Source organism: Streptomyces sp. NPDC046876 (genome assembly GCF_040645035.1).
GTDB lineage: Bacteria > Actinomycetota > Actinomycetes > Streptomycetales > Streptomycetaceae > Streptomyces.
Window position 1 is genome coordinate 1 of sequence record NZ_JBEYXK010000010.1, and the last position, 24,685, is coordinate 24,685.

At 72.9% G+C, this 24,685-nt stretch carries 22 protein-coding genes; 14 read left to right on the plus strand and 8 right to left on the minus strand.

What is annotated here, in order from left to right; genetic code table 11:
* Window positions 1-173 precede the first annotated feature (173 nt).
* From ABZ924_RS08630 to xdhC, 10 genes are all read left to right on the plus strand, one after another.
* The gene (locus ABZ924_RS08630) at window positions 174-971 is read left to right on the plus strand and encodes an N-formylglutamate amidohydrolase (protein WP_361905966.1); all 798 of its coding nucleotides are present in this window, start codon (window positions 174-176) and stop codon (window positions 969-971) included.
* A 59-nt stretch (window positions 972-1,030) separates the two neighbouring features.
* Window positions 1,031-2,005 carry a helix-turn-helix domain-containing protein gene (locus ABZ924_RS08635; RefSeq protein ID WP_361905968.1) on the plus strand — a complete coding sequence of 325 codons (975 nt, stop codon included), beginning with the start codon at window positions 1,031-1,033 and terminating at the stop codon, window positions 2,003-2,005.
* Between the two features lie 168 nt (window positions 2,006-2,173).
* The gene (locus ABZ924_RS08640; RefSeq protein ID WP_361905970.1) at window positions 2,174-3,598 is read left to right on the plus strand and encodes an amidase; all 1,425 of its coding nucleotides are present in this window, start codon (window positions 2,174-2,176) and stop codon (window positions 3,596-3,598) included.
* 173 nt (window positions 3,599-3,771) lie between these two features.
* Entirely contained in the window at window positions 3,772-5,322 is a 1,551-nt protein-coding gene (locus ABZ924_RS08645) for an alpha/beta fold hydrolase (RefSeq protein WP_361905972.1), read from the plus strand.
* 78 nt (window positions 5,323-5,400) lie between these two features.
* Window positions 5,401-6,963, plus strand: a complete 1,563-nt coding sequence (locus tag ABZ924_RS08650) for an alpha/beta fold hydrolase (protein ID WP_361905974.1) — start codon at window positions 5,401-5,403, stop codon at window positions 6,961-6,963.
* Window positions 6,964-7,304: 341 nt separating this feature from the next.
* A complete protein-coding gene (locus tag ABZ924_RS08655) occupies window positions 7,305-8,354 on the plus strand; it encodes a gluconolaconase (protein ID WP_361905976.1) in 1,050 nt (349 codons plus the stop codon).
* 21 nt (window positions 8,355-8,375) lie between these two features.
* Window positions 8,376-9,530, plus strand: a complete 1,155-nt coding sequence (locus ABZ924_RS08660) for a hypothetical protein (protein WP_361905978.1) — start codon at window positions 8,376-8,378, stop codon at window positions 9,528-9,530.
* Window positions 9,531-9,958: 428 nt separating this feature from the next.
* Window positions 9,959-11,428, plus strand: a complete 1,470-nt coding sequence (locus ABZ924_RS08665) for an FAD binding domain-containing protein (protein ID WP_361905980.1) — start codon at window positions 9,959-9,961, stop codon at window positions 11,426-11,428.
* On the plus strand, window positions 11,425-13,818 hold the full coding sequence (gene xdhB / locus ABZ924_RS08670) for a xanthine dehydrogenase molybdopterin binding subunit (RefSeq protein ID WP_361905982.1): 2,394 nt from the start codon (window positions 11,425-11,427) through the stop codon (window positions 13,816-13,818). The genes ABZ924_RS08665 and xdhB overlap by 4 nt, the downstream gene beginning before the upstream one ends.
* Window position 13,819: 1 nt before the next feature.
* A complete protein-coding gene (gene xdhC, locus ABZ924_RS08675; RefSeq protein WP_361906186.1) occupies window positions 13,820-14,629 on the plus strand; it encodes a xanthine dehydrogenase accessory protein XdhC in 810 nt (269 codons plus the stop codon).
* Here xdhC and ABZ924_RS08680 read toward each other — a convergent pair.
* The 5 genes from ABZ924_RS08680 to ABZ924_RS08700 form a co-directional block, all read right to left on the minus strand.
* The gene (locus ABZ924_RS08680; RefSeq protein WP_361905984.1) at window positions 14,604-14,822 is read right to left on the minus strand and encodes a hypothetical protein; all 219 of its coding nucleotides are present in this window, start codon (window positions 14,820-14,822) and stop codon (window positions 14,604-14,606) included. The two genes, xdhC and ABZ924_RS08680, sit on opposite strands and share 26 nt — an antisense overlap.
* 480 nt (window positions 14,823-15,302) lie before the next feature.
* Window positions 15,303-15,707: a hypothetical protein gene (locus tag ABZ924_RS08685; RefSeq protein WP_361906188.1), complete on the minus strand. Its 405-nt coding sequence runs from the start codon at window positions 15,705-15,707 to the stop codon at window positions 15,303-15,305.
* Between the two features lie 70 nt (window positions 15,708-15,777).
* Window positions 15,778-16,176 carry a roadblock/LC7 domain-containing protein gene (locus tag ABZ924_RS08690; RefSeq protein ID WP_361905986.1) on the minus strand — a complete coding sequence of 133 codons (399 nt, stop codon included), beginning with the start codon at window positions 16,174-16,176 and terminating at the stop codon, window positions 15,778-15,780.
* Between the two features lie 20 nt (window positions 16,177-16,196).
* Window positions 16,197-16,937: a hypothetical protein gene (locus ABZ924_RS08695; protein ID WP_361905988.1), complete on the minus strand. Its 741-nt coding sequence runs from the start codon at window positions 16,935-16,937 to the stop codon at window positions 16,197-16,199.
* Window positions 16,938-17,306: 369 nt separating this feature from the next.
* Entirely contained in the window at window positions 17,307-18,734 is a 1,428-nt protein-coding gene (locus ABZ924_RS08700) for a glycosyltransferase family 87 protein (protein ID WP_361905990.1), read from the minus strand.
* A 113-nt stretch (window positions 18,735-18,847) separates the two neighbouring features.
* Here ABZ924_RS08700 and ABZ924_RS08705 point away from each other — a divergent pair, with 113 nt between their 5' ends.
* Both ABZ924_RS08705 and ABZ924_RS08710 read left to right on the plus strand, forming a co-directional pair.
* On the plus strand, window positions 18,848-19,990 hold the full coding sequence (locus ABZ924_RS08705; RefSeq protein WP_361905992.1) for a molybdopterin-dependent oxidoreductase: 1,143 nt from the start codon (window positions 18,848-18,850) through the stop codon (window positions 19,988-19,990).
* On the plus strand, window positions 19,990-20,394 hold the full coding sequence (locus ABZ924_RS08710; RefSeq protein ID WP_361905994.1) for a hypothetical protein: 405 nt from the start codon (window positions 19,990-19,992) through the stop codon (window positions 20,392-20,394). The genes ABZ924_RS08705 and ABZ924_RS08710 overlap by 1 nt, the downstream gene beginning before the upstream one ends.
* An 81-nt stretch (window positions 20,395-20,475) precedes the next feature.
* On the opposite strand, the gene ABZ924_RS08715 is transcribed toward ABZ924_RS08710, so the two are convergent.
* Genes ABZ924_RS08715 through ABZ924_RS08725 form a run of 3 tightly spaced genes read right to left on the minus strand, consistent with a single transcriptional unit; the run spans window position 20,476 to window position 22,465 of the window.
* Window positions 20,476-21,135 (minus strand): methyltransferase domain-containing protein, encoded by a 660-nt coding sequence (locus ABZ924_RS08715; RefSeq protein ID WP_361905995.1) that lies wholly within the window; start codon window positions 21,133-21,135, stop codon window positions 20,476-20,478.
* Window positions 21,132-21,752 (minus strand): DUF2064 domain-containing protein, encoded by a 621-nt coding sequence (locus ABZ924_RS08720; protein ID WP_361905997.1) that lies wholly within the window; start codon window positions 21,750-21,752, stop codon window positions 21,132-21,134. The genes ABZ924_RS08715 and ABZ924_RS08720 overlap by 4 nt, the downstream gene beginning before the upstream one ends.
* The gene (locus tag ABZ924_RS08725) at window positions 21,749-22,465 is read right to left on the minus strand and encodes a glycosyltransferase family 2 protein (RefSeq protein ID WP_361905999.1); all 717 of its coding nucleotides are present in this window, start codon (window positions 22,463-22,465) and stop codon (window positions 21,749-21,751) included. Before ABZ924_RS08725 ends, ABZ924_RS08720 begins: the two co-directional genes overlap by 4 nt.
* 124 nt (window positions 22,466-22,589) lie before the next feature.
* Here ABZ924_RS08725 and ABZ924_RS08730 point away from each other — a divergent pair, with 124 nt between their 5' ends.
* Together ABZ924_RS08730 and ABZ924_RS08735 are read left to right on the plus strand one after the other, a co-directional pair.
* Complete coding sequence (locus ABZ924_RS08730) at window positions 22,590-23,390, plus strand: response regulator transcription factor (protein ID WP_361906001.1); 801 nt, start codon at window positions 22,590-22,592, stop codon at window positions 23,388-23,390.
* Window positions 23,383-24,492, plus strand: a complete 1,110-nt coding sequence (locus ABZ924_RS08735; RefSeq protein ID WP_361906003.1) for a HAMP domain-containing sensor histidine kinase — start codon at window positions 23,383-23,385, stop codon at window positions 24,490-24,492. Before ABZ924_RS08730 ends, ABZ924_RS08735 begins: the two co-directional genes overlap by 8 nt.
* Window positions 24,493-24,685 lie beyond the last annotated feature (193 nt).

Below are 24,685 nucleotides of genomic sequence, written 5' to 3' on the forward strand. Positions count from 1 at the left end.
CCGGCGGGGCTGAAATCAGCCCCGTCGGCGTTTGAGGCGCGGGGGGTACCCCCAGCGGTAGCTGGGGGAGAAGGGGCGGGGAGGGGAACGGCTCCGCGCAGCGGGAGCGGAAGGCCCGGCCGGGGCCGCCCCGGCTACGGTTCAGCACGACCCGTCTCACGGAGGAAGTGCACATGAACCGCTCGCCCGAATCCTTCCGGCTCCTCCCCGGCGCCGCCGCATCGCCGGTGATCCTGCACGTGCCGCACTCCTCGCGCGCCATACCGGCCTCCGTCCGCAGCGGCATCGTGCTCGACGACCCTGCCCTCGAACGGGAGTTGGACCACATCACCGACTCCCACACCGCGGACATCGCCGCAGCGGCCGCAGCCGCCTCGGCCGTCACTCCGTGGCAGTTCGTCAACCAGCTGTCGCGGCTGGTCATCGACCCCGAACGCTTCCCCGACGAGCGCGAGGAGATGCTCGCCGCCGGCATGGGGGCGGTGTACACGCGCACCACCCACCGCGAGGCCCTGCGCCCGGACGGCTTCGACGGACGGCCGCTGCTCGACCGCTACTTCCACCCGTACGCGGAGGCGATGACACGGGCCGTGGAGGACCGGCTGGCGGCCGTCGGACGAGCCGTGGTCATCGACGTGCACTCCTACCCGACGCAGGCCCTCCCGTACGAACTGCACGGCGACGGTCCCCGGCCGCCGCTCTGCCTGGGCACGGACCCCTTTCACACACCGCCCGGCCTGCGCGCCGCGGCCGAGAAGGCCTTCGCCGGCTTCGGCGGGACCGGGCTCGACAGCCCCTTCGCCGGCACGTACGTGCCCTTGCGGCACTACGGGCGCGACCGGCGGGTCGGTGCGCTGATGGTCGAGATCCGCCGAGACGTGTACATGGCCGAGCCGGGCGGGGCCGCCGGCCCCGGGCTCGACGCCTTGGCGGCGGCCCTGGCGCAACTCGTCGACAGCCTCGACGTGTAGCGGTTCAGGCCCTCCGCCGGGAATCGTGGCCTCCGCGCCCTGCGTGCCACACTGCGCGGATGCCGCCCTTCGTGACCGTCGCCGCCTATGCCCCGTCCGGTGTGGGGATGCTCGGGGCGGGGATCGCCGCCGAGGTGTTCGACGCGCGGGGGCCCGGCCTGCCCGCGTTCGACTTCGCCCTCTGCACCGACCGGCCCGGCCGGGTGCGCACCGACACCGGTCTGCCGCTGGTGGTCGAACACGGCCTGGACCGGCTGGCCGCCGCGGACCTGGTGATCACGCTGCCCTGGGCCGACTTCCGCACGCCGCCCGGCCCGGCCGTGCTCGATGCCCTGGCGGCGGCACGCGGGCGCGGGGCACTGATCGCGGGGCACTGCGTGGGCGCCTTCGCGCTCGCCGCGGCAGGGCTGCTCGACGGGCGGCGGGCCACCACCCACTGGCGCTTCGCGGCACTGCTGGCCGAGCGGTACCCGGCCGTCACCGTCGAGCCGGAGGCCCTGTACATCGACGAGGGGGAGATCATCACCGGCGCCGGGGCCGCAGCCGGCTTCGACCTCTGCCTGCACCTGCTGCGCCGCGAGTACGGGGCGACGACGGCCAACACGATCGCCCGCGATCTGGTGCTGCCCTCGCACCGCGACGGCGGGCAGGCGCAGTACCTGGCCACGCCCGTTCCGCAGGACTGCCAGGACGAACGGCTCGCCGAGGTGCTCGACTGGGCCCGCGCCCATCTGCACGAGCCGCTTCCCGTGGCCGAGTTGGCCCGGCGGGCCCTGATGAGCAGGCGCTCCTTCGCCCGCCGGTTCGCCGCCGCGACCGGCACCACCCCGCACGCCTGGCTGCTGGGACTGCGGGTGAGCCGGGCGGAGGAGCTGCTGGAGACCACGGACCTGCCGGTCGACGAGGTGGCCCGGCTCGTCGGCTTCGGGAGCGCGGCCGTGCTGCGTGCGCAGTTCGTCCGCCGGCGCGGGGTGCCGCCGCGCTCGTACCGGCGCTCCTTCTCGCGTATGCCCCGGGGGAGGCCGTCGGCCTGAGGCCGCGCGGGCCGGTGCAGCGGCACCGGAGCCGGGGCAAGCACCGTCTTCCCCCTCACCCTCACCTGGCTCTGACGGGCAGCAGGTGCCGCCGACCCCTCGCGAGTTACCCGCCGGTAAGGAATGATGGCGGGGCGACCAACCACACGGCCGGGGGCTGAGGCAGCGGTGACGACTTTCGACGAACGGGCCAGGGTGCACGCCTTCCGGGACGACGCCCTGGGGGAGCACGACGCCGTCGGCCTCGCCGCGGCGATCCGGCGGGGCGAGGTCTCCGCAGCCGAGGCCGCCCGCGACGCGGCGGAGCGGGTGCGGGCGGTCGAGGCGCAGCTCAACGCGGTCCAGGCGCACGTCGACGCCCCGGCGCACGCGCACACCGCCGGCACGGCGGGCGCCGCCTTCGCCGGGGTGCCCACCTTCGTCAAGGACAACACGGACTACGCGGGACTGCCCACCGGTCACGGCAGCGCGGCCTTCCGCCCGCGGCCGGCCCGGCGGCACGCACCGTTCGCCCGGCAGTTCCTGAGCAGCGGCGTCACGGTGCTGGGCAAGACCCGCCTGCCCGAGTTCGGGTTCAGCCCCAGCACCGAGTACGAGGGCGCCGAGCCGGTGCGCAACCCGTGGCACACGGGCCACTCGGCCGGCGGTTCCTCGGGCGGCAGCGCGGCGCTCGTCGCCGCCGGGGCGGTGCCGATCGCGCACGCCAACGACGGCGGGGGCTCGATCCGGATACCGGCCGCCTGCTGCGGGCTCGTCGGCCTCAAGCCGACCCGCGGCCGGGTCGTGGCGAACGCCCAGAGCCGCCAACTGCCGCTGGACATCGTCTCCGACGGCATCGTGAGCCGCTCCGTGCGCGACGCGGCCGCCTTTCTCGCCGCCGCCGAGACGTACTGGCAGAACCCGAAGCTGCCGCCGCTCGGACGGGTCGAAGGCCCCTCGAACCGGCGCCTGCGCATCGGGTTCCTGCTGGACTCCCCGAACGGTGTCCACTCCGACGACACCACCCGGGAAGCGGTCACGCAGACCGTGGCGACGCTCCAACGCCTCGGCCACACCGTGGAGCCGGTGGAGCTGGCCGTCGACCCGCGTTTCACCGAGGACTTCCTCACGTACTGGGGCATGCTCTCCTTCCTCCTCGGCGTCACGGGCCGCACCCTCGGCGCCGACTTCGACCGCCGCCGCATGGACGGCCTGAGCCGGGGGCTGCGCGAGGCGTACCTGGACGGCTGGCGCCGGACCCCCGGCGTACTGCGCCGGCTGAAGCGCACGACGGAGGCGTACGCGGCGTCGTTCCGCGGACTCGACCTCGTCCTCACGCCGGTGCTCGCCCACACCACGCCGCGGCTCGGCCACCTCAGCCCGGCCGTCCCGTACCCGGCGCTCATCGAGCGGATCCTCGCCTACGTGGCGTTCACCCCGGTCAACAACGTCGTCGGCACGCCCTCGATCTCGCTGCCCGCCCCGAACGCGACGCAGGACGGCCTGCCCGTCGGCGTCATGTTCTCCGGCCGCCCCGGCGGCGAACGGAAACTGCTGGAGCTCGCCTTCGAGCTGGAGGCCGACCAGCCGTTCCGGCGCATCCAGGACCGGTGACACCGCCACTGCCGCACCGGCCCCGAGGCCGGGCCGACAGCGCCCCACGGCCCCGCCCCCGATGTGCAGGGGTCCCGGCCGCGCGGTAGCGTCGATGGCGTGCGCTGCCGTCCGCACCGCTGGGCGCTGCCCAGCCGGTCAGCTCGGGGATGTCGGCCGAGGAACGGGATCGTATGGCGAAGCACACCGTCGCCGCGGCGGCTGCCGCGGCCACTGCCTGTCTGGCGGTGTTCGCCCCGGCACCGGGCAGCGCCGCCGCCCCGGCACCGGCGCAGTCCGGCGGGACCGGCGCGCCGGCCGGGGCGCGGTTCGTGCCCGGCCCCTGCCCGAAGACGCCCGAGCCGATCGCCGCCCTGAGCAAGGCGCGGTGCGGCGTCCTGGTGGCCCCCGAAAACCGCGCCCGCCCCGGCGGCCGGACCATCAAGCTGGCCGTGGCGGTCATCCCCGCCGTCAAGGCGAAGCCGGGCGCGGATCCCGTGGTGTTCATGTCGGGCGGCCCCGGCGGTGAGACCTTCGACGACATCCCGTTCCTGGTCGACTCCGGCCTGAACCGGGATCGCGACCTGGTGATCATGGCCCAGCGCGGCAACCTCTACGACGAGCCCAACCTGGCCTGCCCGGAGCTGGACCGGGTCGCCGCACAGTCCGTGGGGCTCCCCTCCTACACCCCGTCGACGCAGCGGCTCACGCTCGACGCGGTGAAGCGGTGCCGGGACCGCCTGACGGCCGACGGGACCGACCTGAGTGCCTACAACAGCACCGAGAACGCCGCCGACTTCGCCGACCTGCGCACGGCGCTCGGCATCAAGCAGTGGAACGTCTACGGCCACTCCTACGGCAGTGACCTGGCCCTGACCTACCTGCGCCTCCACCCCCAGGGGATCCGGGCGGTGGCGCTCGACTCCGCCGCCCCTCCGCAGTTCGTCTCCCTGCCGTTCGGCTGGGCCAGCGCCGGAGAGGGCCTGGACCACCTCTACCGGGCATGTGCGGCGGAGCCCCGCTGCAAGAGCCGCTACCCGGACCTCGAGCGCACCCTGAACGAGCAGGTGCGCAAGCTGGAGGCCCATCCCCTGACGCTGAACGTACGGCCGCCGCAGGGCGGAGACCCGGTGAAGGTCGTCCTCGACGGCGGCGCCCTGGTGAACCTGCTGGTCGCCAAGGCGATCCCGCTCGCCGACGTCCCGGCCGCGATCGACGAACTCGCCCGTGGACGTCCGGAGCGCTTCGCCCGGGCCCGCGCCGCCGGTTCGGTCCAGGTCGTCGGCCAGAACGCCCACGGTCTGACGAACTCGGTGGTGTGCAGCGAGTGGGTCCCGGGCCACTCGGCGTCCGAGGTGCTGAACGCGGGCCGCCGGGCCTTCCCCGACTGGCCGGACCCGGTCCTGGCCCAGACGCCCCAACTGGCCTTCCAGGAGCAGGTGTGCCGAGTATGGAACGTTCCGGACCGTACCGCCGTGCAGCGGGTGGCCCCCGCCGGCTCCGTGCCGACGCTCTTCCTCAACGGGACGTTCGACATGAAGACCGGGGCGAGCTGGGCGCAGAAGACGGCCCGTGCGCTGCCCCACTCGACCACCGTGCAGATCCCCGGCATCGGTCACTGGACGGTCCCGCAGTCGCCCTGCGCCCAGAAGGTGCTGGCGTCCTTCCTCACCCGTCCGACCGCGCCCGACACCGGATGCGTGGCGGACCTCACGTGGGAACCGTTCACGATCACCCCGAAGTGACCGAGTGACCCAGTGACCGAGCAACCGGGAGGGCAGATGTCTCCCCACCACGTGTTCCGCCGCCGCACCGTGCGACGGATGCGCGCCACGCCGGCCGTGGCGGCGACCGGAATCCTCGTCACCGGCCTGCTCGCGATGCCCGCGAGCGCACAGGACACCCCCACCCCCACCCCCGGCACCGGAGCGCTCGGAACGGTCGCCCGCACCGCAGGCGACGCCCGCTACGAGCCGGGCCCGTGCCCAAAGACGGCAGAGCCGATCGCGGAGCTCAAGGGAGCCCGCTGCGGAACGCTCACCGTGCCCGAGAACCGGGCCGGGCCGAACGGCCGCACCGTCAAACTCGGCGTCGCGGTCGTGCCGGCGGTGGCCGCCCACCCGAAGCCGGACCCGATCGTGTGGCTCGCCGGCGGACCCGGTGACGACGCGGTCGGCGAGGCGAAGATGGCGGTCGACGGAGGCATGAACCGCGACCGGGACCTGATCCTCATGTCCCAGCGGGGCACGTACTCGGCCGATCCGGCGCTCACCTGCGCCAACATCGACGAGTTCAACGCGCGCGCCACCGGGCTGGTCTACGACGCCCCGTCCACCGGGCGCGAGCACGTCCGGGCCACGAAGGCCTGCCGCGACAAACTGGCGGCGAGCGGGGCCGACCTCAGCGCCTACAACGACCTCGAGAGCTCCGCCGACCTCGCGGACCTGCGCAAGGCGCTGGGCCTCGAGCAGTGGAACGTCTACGGCATCTCCTACGGCACCCAGCTGGCGCTGGTCTCCATGCGCCTGCACCCGGAGGGCATCCGGTCCGTCGGTATCGACGGCATCCTGCCGCCGTCCACGGCGGGCTCGGCCCTGACCTGGAGCGCCGCCAAGCAGGGCTTCGACGGCCTCTTCAAGGCCTGCGCGGAGCAGCCCGCCTGCAACCGCCGCTATCCCGACCTGCCGGCCACCTTCGAACGCCTCGTCCGACAGCTCGAGGCCGAGCCGGTCACCACCACCGTCACGCTCCCCGACAGCAAGAAGCAGGTCAAGGTCGTCCTGGACGGTGGAGCCCTGGTGAACTGGATGACCTCCGCCACCCACGTGGCGACGCAGGTGCCCCGGGCCCTGGACGAGCTGGCCCACGGCAAGCCCCGGCGGATCGCCGAGCAGTGGGCGGTCGCCAAGTACAGCCCCCAGGCCATCGGCAGGACGTCCCACGGAATCGTCTACGGCGTCTTCTGCAGCGAGTGGACGCCGTACGAGACCCGGGAGCAGGCGCTCGCGGGAGGCCGCAAGGCCTTCCCGACGTTCCCGCGCTCGGTACAGGCCCAGGCCCCGCAGCTGACCTTCCTCCGTGAGGACTGCGACGCCTGGAACGTCCCCGCGGCGACGCGCTCGATCCGGGACGTCACCAGGAGCGACATCCCCACCCTGGCCCTCTCGGGCGGCTTCGACGCCCAGACCGGCGCGGCCAACGGCCCGTACGTCGCCCGTACGCTGAAGAACGCCACGGTCGTCACGGTCCCCTACGAGCCGCACGTCGTGTTCGCCACGTCGAAGTGCGCACAGGAGATCACCGGTTCGTTCTTCGACACCCCGACCGCCCCGAACACCGCATGCCTCAAGGCCCTCAAGCCGCCGCAGTTCGAGATCGGCCCCTGAGGGACGTCTGATACCGAGGGGCCGGCCGCCGGATTCCCGGCGGCCGGCCGATGCCGTCTGCGCGGCGGAGTCGGACATGCGACTGGGGCCAAAACGAGTCGGAAGATCCAGATCCGCAGCGCCGGAACGGCCACGGACCGCGGATTCGGACACCCAGCGTGCCCGGCCCTGTCGAGGGGCGCGGCACCGCGCCCGCCCGAGAACGATGTCGTGCCTGGTCAGCGGCGCCTGTCCGGTTGTCGCCGAGTGGCGGGTTCGACACGGTGTCCGGCCGCTGCCGGATGCGTACCGTCACCGCTCTGCGACGCAGGGAGGTCTGAAGAGCAATGGGCAACAGCAGCATGAGGAACGATGTGGGAACGGCCTACATCAACGACGTGTTCATGCGCCACCCACTGACCACGCGCAACCAGGAGGAATTGGAGATCGCCGCCCGGGCCGCCGGCATCCTGCAGCGGAACCAACTGCGGAGGATACTCAAGCGCACGCCCCAGGGCGGGGGCGAGCAGATCAACCCGATCGGGTTCTCCCTGAACAAGGTGCGCTACGGCGGCTTCCCCCAGGAGGAGGCGACGGCGCACGAGCGCGGCTGGCGCGCCTACATGAACGTCGGCGTACCGGTCGTCGAGGAGCGGAGCGACATCCAGCAGCCCCCTCCCGACCTGGTCTCCAAGCAGACGTACATCAACGGCACCGACCCGATCAAGATAACCGTGACGGACACGGTGGAGTTCTCGATCTCGAACACGATCAGCTGGTCGCTCCAAGGGGAGGTGAAGCTCACCTTCGGGGCGAAATCCATCGCATCGCTCCAGCAACAGCTCCAGAAGAGCATGGAGATGAAGCAGTACCAGAAGACCACCCTGCTCAACAGCAAGGACAACCAGGGCGTCAACACGGAGTCCCAGACCGAGGCGACGAGCAACACCACGGCCACCAGTTCCGTCACCGGCACCGGGGAGTTGTGGGGGGAACTCCTGATCGGGATCACCGGCTCCGTCAGCGGATCGCTGACCACCGAATGGAAGCACCAGTCGTCGGTCAGCCTGGAAGTCGCCAGCCGGGCCGACGTGATGGCCACGACGCGCCGTGAGATCCGCCAGTTCGACTACGAGTTCCCCGTCACCTTCGGCGGCTGGATCGCCCTGTACTACCCCGCTCCGGTGGAGGTCAAGGAGCCTTCGAAGCAGGGTGGCGACCCCAGGTACTCCAAGGTCATCGCGTGGAAGCTCGGCGAGGCCGACCTCGATTCCAGCCGCTTCGACCTCGCCGACGAAGGAAAGCGGTTCATGCAGAAGGGGACGGCCGAAATCGTCGCCGTCCGTACCGGAGAACACCGCGTCTTCCAGCCGGAAACCCTCGATTACCAGACCCAGAAGCAGCCCCTTTAGAAGAGGCAGGAGGAAAAGCCCATGTCCTTCAAGAACATCTTTGACAACGGCGGGGACGAGGCCGGTTCCGCCGACAAGTCCGCTCGGGCACTCAACGAGGACGCTCCGGGATCCGGGGACGTCTCCGAGGCCGTGCGCAAGCTGGAGAGCGAGCGCGACCCGTGGCTCGTGCGCCAGACCGCGCACGGGGCTTTCGACGTCATGGGTTTCCTGAACCCGCTCTTCCGGAACGCCCAGGGCATCGCCGCCGCGCAGCGCCAGGTCTCCGAGGACCCCGGTGCGACGTCCACCATGGCCGCGGCCACCACGAAGGCGTTCGGACCGCCGAAGGTCAGCATCAGCGACGACGACATGCCGAAGCTCGAAGACCTGTCGAAGCTCATCGGCAACAGGCGGAACTACTCCCTCATCGCGACGGGTCTGGGAACCTCCGAGGGCCTGGTGGTCGACCCCTCGGCGAACACGGCGTACGTCGCCGACCGGGGCGGCAAGAAGCTGTCCGCGGTGAAGGTCGACACCGGCTCCCAGCGCGTGGTCGCGAGCGCCCTCGGCGACATCGGCGATGTGAGGGTGGACGGCCAGGGCACGGCGTACACCACGGACTACGGCGGGCGCCTGCTCGCGGTGGACCTGTCCAGCGGCTCCTCCCGCAAGATCGCCGACGTCAACGGCGCCTACGGGGTCGCGCTCGATGCAGCGGGCAAGGCCTACGTCGCCAACTGGATCGACGGACAACTGATCGCCGTCGACCTGCCGGGCGGCCAGAAGACGACGATCGCCACCGGCCTGGGGCAGGGCATCGGCGGAGTGGCACTGGACGGGCGGGGCAAGGCGTACATCGGCCGGAAGGACGGCGGCGGCAAGCTGCACGAGGTCGACCTGGCCGCCCGCACCCACCGCGTCGTCACCACCCTCGCAGGATCCAGCACCATCCGCGTGGTCCTCGACGGCGCCGGCCGGGCGTACACCATCGACCACGTGAACGGGAGCCTGTACGAGATCACCCTCGCGGACGGCGCGCAGCGCGTCGTGGCCACCGGGCTCGGTACGTGCGAGGGCCTCGCGCTGGACACCGTCAACGGCTGGATCTACGTCAGCAACCGAGAAGGCCAGCTGTGGCAGATCAACCAGCGCGCCGCCCTCGCCCTGGGCGGCGTCGGCAAGGTCGCGCCCTGAGCCGGCGATCTGCCCGGCACTGCCAGGATGCCCGGCGCGGCGGAGAGCGAAAGGCCGCGCCGGGCTTCCGCACGTCGGCTTGACCGATGAACCTGCGGCAACGTAGCTTTCGGCGCACCGACTCGTGAGCTGAGGGAAGGAGGCGACGTCGGATGTCCACCATCTCCGCACTGCGTCGCCTCGCCCACCAGGTCGCCTGGACCCCGGGTCGTGTAGCACACGGCTGCTGAGCAGCCCCCTTTTGCCGGCGTGCCCTTTTCGCGGCCCCGGCGTTTTGTGATTCTCGATTTCTGTCACCGCCTGCGGTGCGTCGTCGCCTGCCGACGTGCGCCCCCGGCGGGTCCTCGAGCTGCGCCACCGAAACAGAAAGCTCCTGACATGGCGACTAGGACCATCAGATCCACCGCGCACCGAAACGGGGACATGCCGTGGTAGCGCCCCGGATCACCGTCAACGGGAAAGAAACGCCGATCTCACCGGCTGCGCCCCACACCACGGTGTTGGACCTCCTGCGCGAGCGGGGCCTCACCGGCACCAAGGAGGGCTGTGCCGAAGGGGAATGCGGGGCCTGTTCCGTCCTGGTGGCCCGTCCCGGGGTGGACAAGCCCACGGACTGGGTGGCGGTCAACGCCTGCCTGCTCCCGGCCGCGGCGCTCGACGGCCAGGAGGTCGTCACCTCCGAAGGCCTCGCCACCGTCGGCGCGCCCGGCACGCCGCCCGCGCTGCACCCGGTTCAGGAGGAGATGGCGGTCCGCGGCGGCTCCCAATGCGGTTACTGCACCCCGGGGTTCGTCTGCAGCATGGCCGCCGAGTACTACCGGCCCGACCGCTGCGCGCACGCCCCGGCGGACCCGGCCGGCCGCACCGACCCGGAGCACGGTCCGAACGGATTCGACCTGCACGCACTGAGCGGGAACCTGTGCCGCTGCACCGGATACCGCCCGATCCGCGATGCCGCGTTCGCCGTCGGTGCGCCCACCGGGGAAGACCCCCTGGCGCAGCGCCGGGACCAGGCCCCGCCCGAACCGGTGGCCACCGCGTACACCCGGGGGGACAGCGCGTTCCTGCGGCCGGCCACCCTGGCCGGAGCACTGCAGGTGCTGGGCGAGCGGCCCGAGGCGGTCGTGGTTGCCGGCAGCACCGACTGGGGCGTGGAGGTGAACATCCGCTCGCGCCGCGCGGCGTGCGTGGTCGCCGTCGACCGGCTGCCCGAACTGCGGGAGCTGCACGTCGCATCCGACCACATCGAGATCGGTGCGGCCTTGACGCTCACCGAGATCGAACGCCGCCTCCACGGCAGCGTCCCGCTGCTGGCCGAGCTGTTCCCGCAGTTCGCCTCGCGGCTCATCCGCAACAGCGCGACCCTCGGCGGCAACCTGGGCACCGGCTCACCCATCGGTGACAGCCCGCCGGTGCTGCTCGCGCTGGAGGCCTCGGTGGTGCTCGCCGGCGCCGACGGCGAGCGCGAGGTCCCGCTGGCGCAGTACTTCACCGGCTACCGGCAGAGCGTGCGCCGGCCCGGCGAGCTGATCCGCGCGGTGCGCGTTCCGCTGCCGCTGTCGCCCGTCACGGGCTTCCACAAGATCGCCAAGCGGCGCTTCGACGACATCTCCAGCGTGGCGGTCGCCTTCGCGCTCGACATCGAGGACGGCATCGTCCGCAAGGCCCGCATCGGCCTGGGCGGCGTGGCCGCCACCCCGATCCGCGCCCTCGCCACCGAGGCGGCCCTGGAGGGCGAGCCGTGGGCGGCGCAGACCGTCGAGGCCGCGGCCCGGACGCTGCGGGCCCAGGGCACCCCGATGGACGACCACCGCGCCAGCGCCGAATACCGCTGCGCGATGCTCGGCCAGAGCCTGCTGAAGCTGTACGCACAGACCACCGAGGCGGTGTCGTCATGAGCCATCTGTCCGAACGCCCCGAGAAGCCCGTCGTCGGCGTCCCCATGCCGCACGAGAGCGCCCACGCCCACGTCACCGGCACCGCGCTCTACACCGACGACCTGGTCCACCGCACCAAGGACGTGCTGCACGCCTACCCCGTCCAGGTCATGAAGGCCTGCGGCAGGATCACCGCGCTGCGCACCGCGCCCGCGCTCGCCGTGCCCGGCGTGGTCCGCGTACTGACCGGGGCGGACGTGCCCGGCGTCAACGACGCCGGCATGAAGCACGACGAGCCGCTGTTCCCCGACGAGGTCATGTTCCACGGCCACGCGGTCGCCTGGGTGCTCGGCGAAACCCTGGAGGCGGCGCGTCTCGGCGCGGCGGCCGTGGAGGTGGAACTCGACGAACGGCCCTCCCTGATCACCTTGCAGGAGGCGATCGCCGCCGAGAGCTTCCACGGCGCCCGGCCCGTGATGGTCTCCGGCGACGTGGACGCCGGCTTCGCCGACTCCGCGCACGTGTTCACCGGCGAGTTCCGGTTCTCCGACCAGGAGCACTTCTACCTCGAGACGCACGCGGCGCTGGCCCTCGTCGACGAGGCCGGGCAGGTGTTCGTCCAGAGCAGCACCCAGCACCCGTCGGAGACCCAGGAGATCGTGGCCCACGTGCTCGGCCTGCACAGCCACGAGGTGACCGTGCAGTGCCTGCGCATGGGGGGCGGCTTCGGCGGCAAGGAGATGCAGCCGCACGGCTTCGCGGCCGTCGCCGCGCTCGGCGCCAAGCTGACCGGCCGCCCGGTCCGGGTACGGCTCAACCGCACCCAGGACCTGACCATGTCCGGCAAGCGGCACGGCTTCCACGCCACCTGGAAGATCGGTTTCGACACCGAGGGCCGCATCCAGGCCCTGGACGCCACCCTGACCGCGGACGGCGGCTGGAGCCTGGACCTGTCCGAGCCGGTCGTGGCCCGCGCGCTGTGCCACATCGACAACACCTACTGGATCCCCCACGCGCGCATCGCCGGCCGCATCGCCAGGACCAACAAGGTCTCCAACACCGCCTTCCGCGGCTTCGGCGGACCCCAGGGCATGCTGGTGATCGAGGACATCATGGGCCGGTGCGCGCCGCTGCTCGGCCTGGACCCGACGGAGCTGCGCGAGCGCAACTTCTACCGGCCGGGCCAATACACCCCGTACGGACAGCAGGTCGTCCAGCCCGAACGGATCTCCGCCGTCTGGCAGCAGGTCAAGGAGAACGGCGACCTCGCGGACCGCCGGCGCGAGATCGCCGCCTTCAACGCCGCGCACCCGCACACCAAGCGGGCCCTCGCCCTCACCGGCATCAAGTTCGGCATCTCGTTCAACCTCACCGCCTTCAACCAGGGCGGCGCGCTGGTGCTGATCTACAAGGACGGCTCGGTCCTGATCAACCACGGCGGCACCGAGATGGGCCAGGGCCTGCACACCAAGATGCTGCAGGTGGCCGCGACCACGCTGGGCATCCCGCTGCACAAGGTGCGCCTCGCCCCGACCCGCACCGACAAGGTGCCCAACACCTCCGCCACCGCCGCCAGTGCCGGGGCGGACCTCAACGGTGCGGCGGTGAAGAACGCCTGCGAGCAGCTGCTCGCCCGGCTGCTGCAGGTGGCCGGGACCCGGCTGGGTGCGAACGCCTCGGACGTGCGCATCGTCGAGGGCGTCGCCCGCGTCCTCGGCAGCGGCGAGGAGCTGGCCTGGGACGACCTGGTGCGCACCGCGTACCTCCAGCGGGTCCAGTTGTCGGCGGCCGGCTTCTACCGGACCGAGGGCCTGCACTGGGACGCGAAGGCGTTCAGGGGCTCCCCGTTCAAGTACTTCTCCCACGGCGCGGCCGCGGCCGAGGTGGAGGTGGACGGGTTCACCGGCCAGTACCGCATCCGGCGGGTGGACATCGTCCACGACGTCGGCGACAGCCTGTCCCCGATGATCGACATCGGACAGGTCGAGGGCGGCTTCGTCCAGGGCGCCGGCTGGCTGACGCTCGAGGACATGCGCTGGGACACCGGTGACGGGCCGAACCGCGGCCGGCTGCTGACCCAGGCCGCGAGCACCTACAAGCTGCCGAGCTTCTCGGAGATGCCCGAGGAGTTCAACGTCACGCTGCTGGAGAACGCCACCGAAGAGGGCGCGGTCTACGGTTCCAAGGCGGTGGGCGAGCCCCCGCTGATGCTGGCGTTCTCGGTACGGGAAGCACTGCGGCAGGCCGCCGCGGCCTTCGGGCCCGCCGGAGTCAGCGTGCAACTCGCCTCCCCGGCGACCCCGGAGGCGGTGTACTGGGCGATCGAGTCGGCCCGGGGCGCCCGCACAGGCACCGGCGCCGGCGCCGGAACGGGGATCCCCGCCGACACGAGCACCTTGAGCAATGCCTGACATGACCTGGGTGGCCGCGGTCGCGCGGTTGCGGACCCGCCGGGAACCCGGCGTGCTCGTGACCGTCGCGACCGTGCGCGGCCACGCACCCCGCAAGGCCGGTGCCAAGCTCGTCGTGGGGCGGACCGAGACCTGGGGCTCGATCGGCGGCGGCAACATCGAGGCCGTCGCGATCGACCGGGCCCGCGAGGTCATCGCCGTGCCCGGCGCGGAGCCGGAGCTGATGGAGTTCGCCCTCAACGACAAGGCCGCCGGCCGACACGGCGTGCAGTGCTGCGGCGGGGCCGTCAGCGTCCTGCTCGAACCGCTGCCGGTGGTCCCGGCGGTGGCGGTCTTCGGCGTCGGACACGTCGGGCTGGAGCTGGCCCGCATCCTGGCCCGCCAGGACCTGGATCTGCACCTGATCGACAGCCGCCCCGACCAGCTCGCCGGTGAACGGCTCGCCGTGCTCGCGGACGCGGTGGCCCAGATCCACGTGCACCACACCCCCCTGCTGCCCGAGGAGGTGCTCGCGGAGCTGGCCCCCGGCACCCACGTGCTGATCATGACCCACGACCACGCCGAGGACGCCGCACTGTGCGACGCCGCCCTGCGCACCCCCGGCCTCGGCTCGATCGGACTGATCGGCTCGGCCGCCAAATGGGCGCGGTTCAAGCAGCGCCTGGCCACCGAGGGCGGCCACGACGCCGCCGCGATCGACCGGATCAAGACCCCCATCGGAATGACCGGGATCACCGGCAAGGAACCCGCCACGATCGCGGTCGGAGTCGCAGCGGACCTCCTGCTCACCTTCGAACGGGACGGCAGCTGACCCCGGGTCGGACTCCCTTCAGGGGTCCCTGCAGGGAGCCGGGCCGGTGGAGCAGCAGCACGGAGTGCTCGCGCAGGGCGGAGGCGATCTCGTCCGCGCCGCGGGTGCGCAGGAGCACGGTGTCCGGCGCGTCGTCCGGCATCACACGGAGCAGGATGCATTTTCCGGCGGGGGCGACGGCGGTGCCCGCCACGTGGGTCGGTCACCTCGTGGGCGGACCGTTCCTTCGACGAGGCCGCGCGCCCTCGCGGCGGCCGCCGCGGCATCCACGCGGGGGGTCAGCCGAGCGCCATTCGGCAAGCCCACTTCTGCGGTCGAGCGCCGCCAGGGACGCGTCCTCGACGGCTGCGGCTGCGGGTTCGGCCGCTTCGGCCGTGACGGAGTGCTCACCGAACACGGCGATGCGGGTCCCGCCGCACTCGCCCACCACCATGCGGGAGGGCGCCCGGCGGCCCACCAGCCGGGGGCGCCCGAACCGGTGGCGCAGACCTCGGGTCGCGTGGGCGAGGGCTTTGGCGGCGACCGCGGCGGCCTGACGTCACAGGAGCTGCTTGCCGCCGAGGGCCCCGTGTTCCGTCACAGTGGCGGGAGAGGGCCGCGCCGCGGCAGGCCCGCGGCGCGCACAAACGCCCCGCGCGCCGCCGAACGAACCGGTCGCGGCGCTGGCGGCCGGTTACAGCTGTCCGTGGTTCTTCAGGACGCGGCGGGCCTGGGCGAAGAGCATGCCGACGTTCACGGTCTTGCGGCACACGACCACGGCGACGACCTCGTCCGTGCTGTCGACCCGCAGGAAGAGGTGTGCCAGGTTGTCGCTGTTGACCAGGATCTCCTGGAAGTAGTGGCGGTCGCTGACGATCCCCCGGCGTTCCTTGAAGATGCCTTCGATCATCACGACGTTGCGGCCCTGGAACAGGTCGAGGGTCGCCGCCGCGAGCATGTCGAGGACTTCCGCCGGGTGCGAGTCGACGGTCTCCACCGACAGCAGCATGCCCGTGGACATGTCGATGACCCCTGCGGCCACGCAGTCCGGAACCTCGGAACGCAGGCTTTTGACCAGGCTCGAAACCCGCTCGGACATGCTCTGGATCCCTCGGGCTTCTGGTCCGCTCATCGTTCTCCTTGGGTGTGTGTTGTTCCGGCGCAGGGGGTCAGTTGCCCGGGGCGGGCGGGGCGGCCGAGGTGAGCAGTGCGGTGAGGCGCTGCGCGGAGGCCTGTGTTTCGTCGTGCAGGCGCCCGACGTCCAGGCCCGCGTCGGCGAGCACCCCGATCAGCGCCATGTCGCCCAGGGTGTGTGCGATCAGGTAGCCGTCGGTGAACCGCGAGACGGTGTGGTGGAGCAGGCCTTTGCTGGTCATGGAACCTGCGCGGCGGGCAATGCTCAGGGTCGCCGCAGTGAGTGCGGCCAGGCTTTCCGGATCGGCCACGTCGTCGGTCTCGGCCGTGATCAGCAGACCGTCGACCGAGGCCACCACCACGTCGGTGACGCCGACCACCTTCTCCCGAAGCGCCCGCATCTCGGTGACGAGCTGCGCATTCCTGGTTGTCACGACTCTCCTGTTGTGTTCGTTCACTTGTGTCCGCCGGGGGCCAGGTACTTCGCGACGAGGGCCGGCGGAGGCCGCCAGTGCCCGCCCACGGGCCGCAGCGGCAGGACCGTGTTGATGCCGCTCGCGCCCGGGAGGCGGTGCGGCAGTTCCGCCCGGGGAGGCCGGCCGTCGACCGGGTACGGTCGGTCGCCGGTCCGGGGCCGGTCCGTCGCCGCCGTTTCCATCAGGCCCTCGCCGATCAGCCGCGAGACCTCGACGGCGACGGCGTACAGGCTCCGGCCGAGCAGGAAGGCGATGTCCCGGACGCTGCGACGGCCGTTGGCCCGCAGCAGGATCTCCCTGCGCTCACCCGTTGCCGGTCCGTTCAGCTGCGCCGACCCGGCGTTGGTCAGGGCCAACCGGCTGCGGAAGGGCGAGAGGGAGTGGTTGAGCGCGCCGAGGACCCGGATCCGCCGCCGGGCTTCGTGGACCAGCCATTCCGGTTCGATGCCCTCCGGCGCGGCCAGCCGGCAGGAGTCCGACGGGTGCTCGACGGTGAATCCGTCGATCCGCCCCATTCCCACGGCCAGGGCTCCGTCCAGTGCGGCCATCATGCACATCAAGTGCAGTTCCGCGCTGCCGACCAGTTCCCGGGCGACGAGTTCGCCGCCTATGCGGCCGTCCCCGGCTCCCGACCGGATGACCGACGTCCAGTCGGCCTCGCTGACCCGGCCCGAGCGCAGAAGCAGTGTCTCGACCCCTGGCGCGCCGGGTGAAGCCACTTCGACGAGCGCGCCGCGCCGGAGGTGGAAGGCTCCTCCGGGATCGCCTGTCACCAGCAGCGTTGCGGAGAGCCGGTCCCGCGTCGCCTCGGTGAGTGCCCTGGCCAGGTCGAGCCCTGTCGCTCTCGACGGTTTCCGGTGCGCCGGTAGATCAATTTCTGACATGCCCCTGCAATCAGTCGCATTCTCCTTGGATGCCCGTGACCGACAACCGCATATGCCGGCCCGGTAGTCGGAACCTTAGCCAGCCGGGTCGATTATCTGATCAAAGGTCACACATTGCTCGCAATCGACCCAGACTGAAATGCCTTTGCGTGATTCGTGTCGTATTGATTTCGCAATTGCTCGCCGATCATCGACACGATCGCCCTACGCACCCCGCGGGACGATGCTCCGGCGCCGGATCCAGGCCATCACGAGGACGAGCGCGGCCGTGGCGCCGTACGCGAGGTTGCTCGGCATCGGCCGGTAGCCGAGGGACGGACCGAGGACGTAGACGGCGGCGCCCGCGAGTGCGATGCCCAGCCATTCCCAGCGTCCGTCGAGGGCGACGAGTGCGACCAGGAGGAGGGCGTACCAGGAGTAGCCGGGGGTGAGGAGCACGAACGCCCAGCCGGTGACCGTGAGGGCGCCGCTCCACGGACGCCTCGGGTCCCCGCGCCACATCACGTACAGCGAGATGCCGGCGATGACGACGGCCAGTACGGGGAACGCCCGGGAGTCGGGCAGGACCAGGCGCAGGAGCGAGTAGCGGGACCCGTCCGAGGCGTCCTCGTACCCCTCCTCCTGCACGTAGCCGCCGAGGTAGCCGAAGACCGAGGCGTGCGAGAAGAGGACGTAGGGGAGGTAGGCGAGCACGACGAAGGCCGCGGCGGGCAGCAGCACGACGGCCGCGTCGCGGACGCGCCGGACCCCTGACAGGGCGCCGGGGAGGACGACGGCCGGCACCAGCTTGGCGGCGATGGCGGCGCCGATCAGCACGCCGCCCGCCGCCCGCCGGGCCGGGTCGCGGGAGGCGACGAGGCCGAGTCCGGCGACGGCGAGGAGCACGCCCAGGACGTCGACGTGGGCGTTGTTGACCGCTTCCAGGGGAACGGCCGGGCACCAGGCCCAGTACGCGGCCTTGCGGAGGTCGTCGCCGCGCCGTCGGAGGATCAGCAGGAGCGCACCGGTCACGCCGAGCGAGATCAGGCAGGCACCGGTCTGGAGCGGCTTGTGGCGGGCACCGGAGGGGGAGAGCCGGTCGACGGCCAGGAAGTACGCCTCCGCGACCGGCGGGTAGATGGTGTGGACGGCGGGCCTGTTGATCCGGGTGCAGCGCCGGCTGCCGTCACCGGACGGGATACGGGCCAGGTCGGGGCCCGTGCAGGCGGTGCCGGTGGGGAACAGCCAGGGGTCGCGCAGCCGGGCGAGCGCCGGTTCCTGCGGGGTGTGGTCGTACGGGGAGACGCCGGCGGACTGGACGCGGCCGTCCCAGGCATAGCGGTAGGAGTCGGTGCTGGTCCGCGGCGGCCCCGCCAGTCCGGTCACCGTGACGGCCACCGCCCCCGCCATGACCAGCCGTGCGACGTGGCGGCCCGGGACCCGGCGCAGCGCCAGCAGGGCCACGGCGAAGAGCACCCAGCCGGCCGCGTACCACAGGAACAGGCCGTCGGGATCGCTGAAGTAGCCCCCGTACCGGACCGTGAGGACAAGGACCGTCGTCAGCGCGGTGAGCGCGGTGAGCGCCAGGGCGGTGGCGACGGGCGCGGTGCGAGGGGCGGCGGTGCGAGGGGCGGCGGCGGGAAGAGGTTTCACCTGGGGAAGCGTTCCAGGAATCGGCGTCCGAGGACGGTCGGCGCCCGAGGCGTCCGCGTTTCGTAAGGTGTTCCGGCCCCCCGCGCGGGCCCCGCCGGCGGTGTGATGGGGGCATGCCCTTCACCCTGCCTCCGGGGCCGCCCGTGACCTTCAAGGCGCGCCTGCACGATGCCCGTACCGCGACCGCGATCGGCCGCTGGCTCGGCCTGGCCATGGCCGTCTGCTTCGCGACCGGTGTCGTGAGCCACTACCTCCAGCACCCGCCGGGATGGCTGGCCGACCGGCTGCCGAGCCGCCCGTACTGGGGCTACCGGCTCACCCAGGGCCTCCACGTGGCGTCCGGGATCGCCGCCGTTCCGCTGCTGCTGGCGAAACTGTGGGCGGTCTACCCCCGGTTGTTCGCCTGGCCCCCCGCGCGATCGGCCCTCCACGCCCTGGAGCGGATCTCGGTGGCCGTCCTCGTCGCCACCGGACTGTTCGAGCTGCTCACCGGCCTGCTGAACACCTTCCAGTGGTACCCCTGGCCCTTCAACTTCGTTCCGGTGCACTACGCGGTCGCCTGGCTCCTGCTGGGCTCCCTGGTCCTGCACGTCGCCGTGCAATGGCCGCAGATCCGGGCCCACTTCACACTCCGTTCCCCCGGAACGCAGGCCCTCCCGGAGGCCGACGGGCCGGACCGGCGCCGACTCCTCCTCGGCGTCTCCGCCGCCGTCGGGGCGGTGACACTGACCACGGTGGGACAGTCCCTGACCGCGCTCGGCCCGCTGGAGCTGTTCGGCCCGCGCAGCCCCGCCCACGGGGCCCAGGGGCTGCCCGTGAACCGGACGGCCGCCGCCGCGCGCGTCACCCGGGCCTCGCTGGCCGACTGGCGGCTGACCGTGGAGGGGCCCCGGCCGTTCACCCTCACGCTGGACGAGCTGCGCGCCATGCCCCAGCACGAGGTCACCCTGCCCATCGCCTGCGTCGAGGGCTGGAGCAAGTCCGCCCGCTGGACCGGCGTACGGGTACGCGACCTCCTGGAACGCGCGGGCGGCAGCCCGGCGGCGCGGGCCCGCGTGGTCTCCCTCGAAGCGGCGGGCGCCTACCGGGTGACGGAGCTGGGGCGGCACTACGCGCAGGACCCGCTCACCCTGCTCGCCCTGCGCCTGAACGGCGAGGAACTGTCCCTGGACCACGGCTACCCGGCCCGCATCATCGCCCCCAACCGGCCCGGCGTCCTGCAGACCAAGTGGGTCGGCCGACTGGAGGTGCTGTGATGGGCTTCCGCCATGCGGTGGGCGCGTTCGGGCTGGTCCTCGCCGGCTGGGGCGGATGGCTGCTGCTCCGGCAGCCCGAGCCGTGGCGGATCGCCGTATGGCTCGGGGGAGCGGTCGTGGTGCACGACGCCCTCGTCGCGCCGCTCGTCCTCGCGATCGCCGCGCTCGCCGCCGCGGCGGGACTGCGACTGCGCGGGGCACTGCGCGGGGCCCTCGTCGTCGCGGGCTCCCTGACCGCGATCGCACTGCCTCCGCTCCTGCGCCCCGGCGGGGTGGCCAACCCCACCGTCCTGCCGCTGCCCTACCTGCGCAACTGGCTGCTCGCCATGGCGGCCGTCGCGCTGCTCACCGCCGCCTGCGCCGGTGTGCGCGCCGTGCGGCGCAGGATGGTCCGCAGAGCCTGACCGGAGCGTCGCGCACAGAACCGCCGGGGTGGGATCCGCAGAAGTGCGGGTCCCACCCCGGCGGTTCGGCGCGCGGGAACGTCAGCGGGTGAGGTGGACGAAGTGCCGGCCCGCCGCCTGCCAGGTCCCGTACGGGGTCCAACCCGCGTCCCTCGCCACGGAGCACAGGGCCCGGCTGCCGAGCCGGGCCCACCGGAAGGACGCTCCACGACCGCCGTTGCCGTCCTCGACGTGGACCTCCACGCGTTCGTCGACGTCGGCGGCGGCCGCCTCGACCAGCAGGGAGCCGCCGGACGCGGTCAGTTCGGCGGCCCGGCGCAGCAGGGCGGCGGGGTCCCCGCCGATACCGATGTTGCCGTCGATCAGCAGGACCGTGCCCCAACCGCCCTCTGCGGGAAGCGGGTCGAAGACCGACCGGCACAGGGCGCTGCCACCCGTCCGCACGGTACGGGCCACCGCCTCGGGAGTGACGTCCACGCCCAGTGCCGGGCGACCGAGCCGGGCGAGGGCCGCGACCATGCGGCCCGGCCCGCAGCCGATGTCGAGGACGGGTCCGGTACACCGCGCCAGGACGGTGTCGTCGGCCGCGTCGGGCTCCGCGCACCACCGCTCGACGTCGAGCGGCAGCAGCCAGCCGTCGTGACGACGCAGGTAGAGCGGGCCCCGGCCCACGCGCAGCGCGTCGGCGTACGGGTCGGCCTGCCAGGCGCGGGCGGCCGGTTCGGTGAGCTGCGCGGTCATCGCGCCACCGGGCAGAGGCTGGAGTACAGGGCGGCGAAACGGGTCCGCGGTGCGGCCGCGGCGACCCGTGCCGCGTCGGCGGGGGTGTCCACGTCGCACAGCTCGGGAAGGTCCCGTACGGCCAGCCCCGCGTCGGTGAGCCGCCGCCGCTGGACCTCACCGGTGTGCGGCACGGACATGGGCACGCCGAGCAGCAGCGCCGGGTCGGGGTCTGCGAGGCCCAGCGCCCAGAACCCTCCGTCGTCGGCGGGCCCGAACCAGGCGTCCGCCTCGGTGAAGTCGAGCCCGGGCACGAGGAGGCCCGGGGTGACCTGCGGGGTGTCCATACCGATGAGCAGGGCCGGCCCGTCGGCCAGCGCGAAGGCTCCGGCCAGCCGGACGTCCAGGCCGCCCGCGCCCTGCGGGACGACCTCGATCCCCTCCGGGACCCAGGGTCCCGGCCTTCCGTCCAGGACCAGCACGCGGCGCCGGGCCGGTGCGGCCAGGACCGCGTCCAGGGTGTCCCGGAGCGAGGCGAGGGCCAGGTCGGCAGCCTGCTGCGGGGTGAACACCGTGGTCAGACGGGTCTTCACGCGCCCCGCGACGGGCGCCTTGGCGATGACGAGGAGGGTGCTCATGCCGAGACCCCCTCGCCCGGTGCGCGCCCGGTACCCGGCGGCGCGGCCAGGACGCGGCGCATGTCGCGCACGGCCTGCCAGGTGCCCCGCCACGTACCGGTGACCTTCGACTTCCCGGACCGGGGCAGATAGGGGACGTCCGTCTCGGCCACCCGCCAGCCCGCGTCGGCCGCGCGGACGACCATCTGGAGCGGGTAGCCGCTGCGCCGGTCGGTCAGCTCCAGGCCGAGCAGGGCCTCGCGGCGCGCGACCCGCATCGGGCCGAGGTCGTGCAGCCGCAGCCCGGTCCGGCGGCGCAGCATCCGAGCCAGCGCGAGGTTCCCCGCGCGGGCGTGCACCGGCCACACGCCGCGTTCCTGCGGCCGGCGCCGGCCGAGCAGGAGGTCCGTCTCGCCGGCCGCGACCCGCTCGGCCATCGGGGCGAGCAGGCCGGGGTCCATGGAGGCGTCGCAGTCGCAGAAGCAGACCAGCTCGGCGCGTGCGGCGAGCAGCCCGGCGTGGCAGGCGGCCCCGAAGCCGCGCCGGGGCTCGTGCACGACGGTGGCGCCGAGACCGCGGGCGATGTCGGCCGAGCCGTCGGTGGAGCCGTTGTCGACGACGATGGCCCGCCACCCGGCCGGCACCCGTGCCAGCACCCAGGGCAGGGCTTCCGCCTCGTCGAGACACGGCAGTACGAGGTCCGCGCGGGGCGGACGGCAAGCAGAAGGAGTCACCCTCCACACCGTAGGAACCGGAAGGCGGGGAAGGGCGCCCGAAGACCTTACGAAACGCGGACACCGCGCCGCCCCGCGGCAGCCCCGGGTCCACCCGCGGGCGGCACGATGTCACCCTGGGGGCATGGCATCCAGCAACGGAACCGACCGCGGCCCCTCCTCCGGCGACGTCACGGGCCGCGTCCTGGTGGTGGACGACGACCCGACGGTCTCGGAGGTCGTGGCCGGCTATCTGGAGCGTGCCGGGTTCACCGTGGACCGCGCCGCGGACGGCCCGACCGCCCTGGAGGCCGCCGCCCGGCACCGGCCGGACCTCGTCGTCCTCGACCTGATGCTGCCGGGCATGGACGGCCTGGAGGTCTGCCGACGGCTGCGGGCCCGTTCCGGTGGCGGGCCTTCCGTACCCGTGGTCATGCTCACCGCACGCGGCGACGAGGACGACCGGATCCTGGGCCTGGAGGTCGGCGCGGACGACTACGTGACCAAGCCCTTCAGCCCGCGCGAGCTGGTCCTGCGCGTGCGGTCGGTCCTGCGCAGGGCGTCCCCCGCCGCAGCCGACGGGCCCGGGCTCGCGGCGGCCGGCCTGGCGGTGGACCCCGCCGCCCGCCGGGCGACGAAGGACGGATCAGAGCTCGCCCTCACGCTGAGGGAGTTCGACCTCCTCGCCTACTTCCTGCGCCACCCCGGCCAGGTCTGCGACCGGGAGCGGCTGATGCGCGAGGTCTGGGGCTGGGAGTTCGGCGACCTGTCCACCGTCACCGTGCACGTCCGCAGGCTACGGAGCAAGATCGAGGAGGATCCGGCCGACCCGCAGCTGATCCGCACGGTGTGGGGGGCCGGGTACCGCTTCGAGGCAGGCCCGCACCCGTCCGACCGGCCCACGGCCGAGGCGGCCGCGACCCGGGCGGAGGACGGCCGTGCGTGACCTGCTGCTGATCGCCCTGTACGCCTTCCTCGGCGCGGCGGCCGCCGGGCTGCTCGGCGCCGCCGCCCTGCGGATGCTGCGCCGGCGGAGCGTGGCGGTGTCCCTCGCGGTCGTCGCGGCGGTCGCCGTGTCCGCGATGCTCGCCGGGACGCTCGCGGTGGCCTGGGCGATGTTCCTGTCCTCCCACGACCTCGCCGTGGTGACCACGGTCGTCGCGATGGCCGCCGCCGTGTCCCTCGGCACCGCCCTGCTGCTGGGCCGGCAGGTCGTGCTGCGCTGCCGCGAACTCGTCGCTGCGGCACGCGGCTTCGGGGAGGCCGGCACCTTCACGGCTCCGGCGGTGCCGGCCCCCGCCGAACTCACCGCACTGAGCCGTGAACTGGCCCTCACCAGTGAGCGCCTCGTGGCCTCGCGCGAACGCGAGCGCGCACTGGAGACCTCCCGACGGGAGCTCGTGGCCTGGATCTCGCACGACCTGCGGACCCCGCTCGCCGGGCTGCGTGCGATGTCGGAGGCCCTGGAGGACGGGATGGCGGCCGACCCGGCCCGCTACCACCAGCAGATGCGCGCCGAGGTGGAACGCCTCAACTCCATGGTCACCGACCTGTTCGAGCTCTCCCGCATCCACGCCGGTGCGCTCTCCCTCAGCCCGACCCGGATGTCCCTGTACGACCTGGTGGGCGACGCGATGGCGGGCGCGGACGCCCTGGCCCGCGAACGCGGGGTGCGGCTGGCGGGCGGGGGCGTCGCCCCGCTCCCGGTGGAGGTCGACGGCAAGGAGATGACGCGGGTGCTCTCCAACCTGCTGGTCAACGCCATCCGCCACACCCCGGCCGACGGCACCGTCGCGGTCGCCGCCGAACGCCGGGCGGACGCGGTGGTCCTGTCCGTCACCGACGCGTGCGGCGGGATTCCGGAGGAGGACCTGCCGCGCGTCTTCGACACCGGCTGGCGCGGGTCGCAGGCGCGCACCCCGCCCTCCGGCGCGGGACTGGGTCTGGCCATCGTCCGCGGCATCGTCGAGGCCCACTCCGGACACGCCGACGTCCGCAACGTGCCCGGTGGCTGCCGCTTCGAACTGACCCTCCCGGCACCCGCCTAAAGGGTGTTGCGAAAGTCCCGCACGGCGCCCACGGCGCCCGGCACGCACTCTCGCCGCACCGGCCGTAGTCCCGAGTACGCCCAGTACGAGGGCCTTCGCCCGGCACGCCGAGAGCACGCACCGGACACCGCGGGTACCGCACAGGACTTTCGCAACACCCCCTAGGCCGCTCCGGCTCCGATCCCCGCGGTCG